This window comes from Halorientalis regularis (assembly GCF_023698535.1).
Classification (GTDB): Archaea; Halobacteriota; Halobacteria; order Halobacteriales; family Haloarculaceae; genus Halorientalis; species Halorientalis regularis.
This window is the reverse complement of sequence record NZ_JALJCL010000036.1, coordinates 1-3499: the sequence shown is the minus strand read 5'-3', so window position 1 is coordinate 3499 and position 3499 is coordinate 1. Positions and strand designations below refer to the sequence as shown.

The 3499-nt window shown below is 55.2% G+C and carries 3 protein-coding genes and 2 pseudogenes; 2 read left to right on the top strand and 3 right to left on the bottom strand.

Annotation, left to right across the window (positions count from 1 at the left end):
* Positions 1-114: 114 nt before the first annotated feature.
* From MU521_RS21230 to MU521_RS21220, 3 genes are all read right to left on the bottom strand, one after another.
* A complete protein-coding gene (locus MU521_RS21230) occupies positions 115-693 on the bottom strand; it encodes a glycosyltransferase family protein (RefSeq protein WP_175452974.1) in 579 nt (192 codons plus the stop codon).
* 133 nt (positions 694-826) lie between these two features.
* Positions 827-1090, bottom strand: a complete 264-nt coding sequence (locus tag MU521_RS21225; RefSeq protein WP_245681254.1) for a hypothetical protein — start codon at positions 1088-1090, stop codon at positions 827-829.
* Positions 1091-1132: 42 nt separating this feature from the next.
* A complete protein-coding gene (locus tag MU521_RS21220; RefSeq protein WP_245681255.1) occupies positions 1133-1303 on the bottom strand; it encodes a hypothetical protein in 171 nt (56 codons plus the stop codon).
* Between MU521_RS21220 and MU521_RS21215 the strand changes: the two are divergent.
* Both MU521_RS21215 and MU521_RS21210 read left to right on the top strand, forming a co-directional pair.
* Positions 1289-1648: pseudogene (locus MU521_RS21215) on the top strand (Fic family protein); the annotation flags it as partial. The gene MU521_RS21220 and the pseudogene MU521_RS21215 sit on opposite strands and share 15 nt — an antisense overlap.
* Before the next feature lie 381 nt (positions 1649-2029).
* Positions 2030-3199, top strand: a pseudogene (locus MU521_RS21210) (tyrosine-type recombinase/integrase); the annotation flags it as partial.
* Positions 3200-3499: the final 300 nt, after the last annotated feature.

The following is a 3499-nucleotide window of genomic DNA, read 5'->3' as shown; positions in this document are numbered from 1 at the left end:
TCGCCACCGCCGTTGCTGGAGCGGCTGATCGAGGACGCTCAGAAGATTCACCAGCAACGACCGATCTTACAGGAGACGCTCGCTACCGCTACACAACCGAGGTGTGAGTCTTAGCTAAAGACGAATGATCGCGAGCCTAAACGTGTCCTCCGGGACGATGGTATCAGCATCAAATACCGTAACGATATCCTCAGGCCGGAGACCAAGCGTTCTGAACGCATATTTGAGTGCAGATGCCTTGGTACGTGGCACTCCTTCCCCGGTAATATCCCAGGTTCCCTCTTGTACGTAGGATCTGATCGTGCTTCGATCGACAGTCAACTGTTCAATCTCGAACTCTGAACCGCTGGCTTTTTCGATAAAATCACCGATGTACGACGCGACAACTTCGTCATCCTGCTCGGTAATTAAATAGAGGTTAAGCTGTGCAGTGGGATACTCCATCTCGGCGAGATGATCGACTGTATCTTCCAATATCTGCCGTTGTTCCTTGTAAACGGGTATCAAGATGTGAATCGTTGGGTGGTCACAGAGCTCCTCTGCCGCTTTGATTTCGTTCGACGATGAACGATATATAACTCCATTTACAAGCAGATTATTAATAAAATAAATACTTTGGCTAATAATAAATAGGACTATCAGACCTGGAAAAAGAATCTGGAGGATTAGGTCTGGAAAAGCAAAAATATCCACATACTGGATACTTGGACGCTCAATTTAAATTGCGTGATATTAGATAGGCATCTGATAGTTGCCCTACCGATTTTATTATTAATTTTTGAGTGTTAGTTCAAGAGTTGATCGTTGTGCCGTGTTGAATAGCGATCTATTCGGCTATCTGGCAGATTTCCTGCATCTGCTCGACGAACAGCCGCGTGCTCTCTGTGATGTGTGCGGGGTCGCTGATGTAGTTCGGGGCCTTCGAGTCGAGGGCTTTCCGAGCGATTTTCTTCGGGAGTTTGTCGCCTTTCGCTTCGCTCACGGCCGTCGCCGCGACGTCCGGCTGGGTCTGGATGATGTCCGTGGCCTGCTGTTTCTCGACAATGGACTTCGCGAGGTCGGGGTGGTCGTTCCAGAGGCGGTCGTGCATGAACATGACGCCGCCGGGCTGCCCGGATATGAACGAGCCGGCTCACGTGATGCGCTCGAACGGTGCGTCTTTGACCTGGAGTGCGGTGGGAATCGGCTCCATGATGACGGTGCCGTCGACGTTCCCGGAGAGCAGCGAGCGCTTGACTGGCAAGAAGCTCTCATCGACGAAGACAGACAGCAGGGTACCCAAGAAGTCGTGAACTGTCTGCACGCGCTGACGCACGGATTGAATGCGATCACAGCTGGCGATCCAATCACCGTCGAATTGCTATGCGAGATGCACGACCGGTTGCTTTCGGGTGTCCGTGAGAATGAGGCTGACCCAGGGGAACTCCGTTCGACGCAGAACTTCATCGGCAGTACGCCATACATCCAAGACGCCAGATATGTGCCGCCACCACCGAACGAGATCCCTGACCTTCTCGAAGACTTGCTCGAGTATGCGAACCAAGAGACGAATCTACATCAACTTCTCCGAATCGGGCTGATTCACTACCAGTTTGAGACGATTCACCCGTTTCTCGATGGGAATGGACGGCTCGGGCGGCTATTGATCAGTCTTCTACTGCAACGTGACGGTCACTTGCCCGAGCCGTATCTCTACCTGAGTTCCTATTTCAACGCACGCCGGTCAGAGTACGTCGATCATCTCTTGGCTGTCAGTCAACGCGGTGACTGGGAAGAGTGGCTCCTGTTTTTCCTGCGTGGCGTGCAGTCGCAAGCAGATGAGGCCCATCAGCGGGCCAACCTGCTAGTCGACCTCCGAGAGGACTATCAACAGCGCTATCAGAGCGAGCGATCTGAGAATATCCTCGAACTGGTGATGCGACTCTTCGAAGATCCGTATCTGGACGTGAACACAGCAGCAGACTGGTTGAATGTCGAGTACAGTACAGCCAACCGGTTGATCGGACAGCTTGAAGAAGACGGAATACTTAAAGAACTCAACCGGTTTGTCGAGTGGACTGCTGGCGACCGCGGGGAGGACGACTGGACCGGAATCGTGCCCGACGGTGTCAATCGGGAGCCTGTATTTGCGGACCTCGACGAACGAACCTTCCGTGAGTATGCCCGCCATCTGACCGGCGACCGTGGACTCAAGCAGAACACCGTCCAGACCTACTATGCGTACATTTCAGCGTGGTGTGGCTGGTGTGTTAACGAGGGGCATCTGGAAGCGCACTATGCCCAGCAGGCCAGTGCGACCGGGCCACTCCCTGAGGACGACGGTCGAAAGCCCGGTGATCAGCAGGCCTGGACACCCGAACACCGCCACGCGCTCACGGCTCACGTCGATGAGCGGGCCCGAGACGCTGTCGAGGCCCGACGAGAAGTCAGAGAGGACGCCGAGCCCAAAGAACAACAGCGAGCCCGTTATCGAGCCATCCAAGCGACACGGGATCGAGCGCTCGTCTATCTCCTCGCGTATACGGCCGTCAGAGTCGGCGAACTCCTTTGTGATCCCGACGACCCGCGCCGCCGTGGCGTCCGGTGGGAAGACCTCAATCTCGAGGACGGCAGTGTGAACGTCTACCGGAAGAAACAGCAGTGGGACGCCGCCAGCCTCCCTGATCCCGTTATTGTCCCGTTGAAGCGGTACCGAAAGGAGCTGAACCCACCGACCGAACGGTGGCCGGTCTTTCCGACGTTCGACTAGCGGTCACTCGGAGAACTCGTCCAGGAAGCGCTTACGGAACGCGGGCTGCGGCCAGCTGCTATCGACGACCGGCGTGACGAACACGTGCGCGACCTCCTGCTTGCACTCGACGAGGACATTCGCCCCCAATCGATCACGACCGATGGGGCACGGTCGATCCTCCGGCGGCTCACCGACGACGCTGGTATCGAGATCGACCACCCGAAACACGACTATCTCGCACCACACGGCGGACGACGTGGAATGGGTGAAGTTCTGGTCCGAGCGTTCGGATACACCGTCGCAGCCCGATATCTGGACAACTCAGAGGAAATGGTCCGGGAACGCAACTCTCACATTGAAGCTGGCGAACTCGGCGACGTCGCGACCGAAGCACTCGACGAGATCGATGGGGATGCAACGCAGTCATTATCGCACGCGCGGAGCAGAAATGAAGTCTTCTTCTGGTGAGGTCCGTCTCTCGAACTGAGCCAGCCAGTTAGTATAGCTATGTAGTATAGCTACACCAGCCACTCAGCCCATCTATCGGGCTACCACAATCAGCTGTGCCACATGGATAGTATATCCAGATAGTATAGCTAGCTGCCCCATCCAGATACCACACCCAGATGTTCCTTCCAGCTGGCTGTGTTGAATCACTAGACGGCGTCGGGATAGGTCGCTAAATCGAAGGAGTTGAAGCGGGAGACTTCAGTTGTCTATGACCCAAATCTCCCGCTTCACTAGCGAAATCGTCCCGATTTCTCAAAG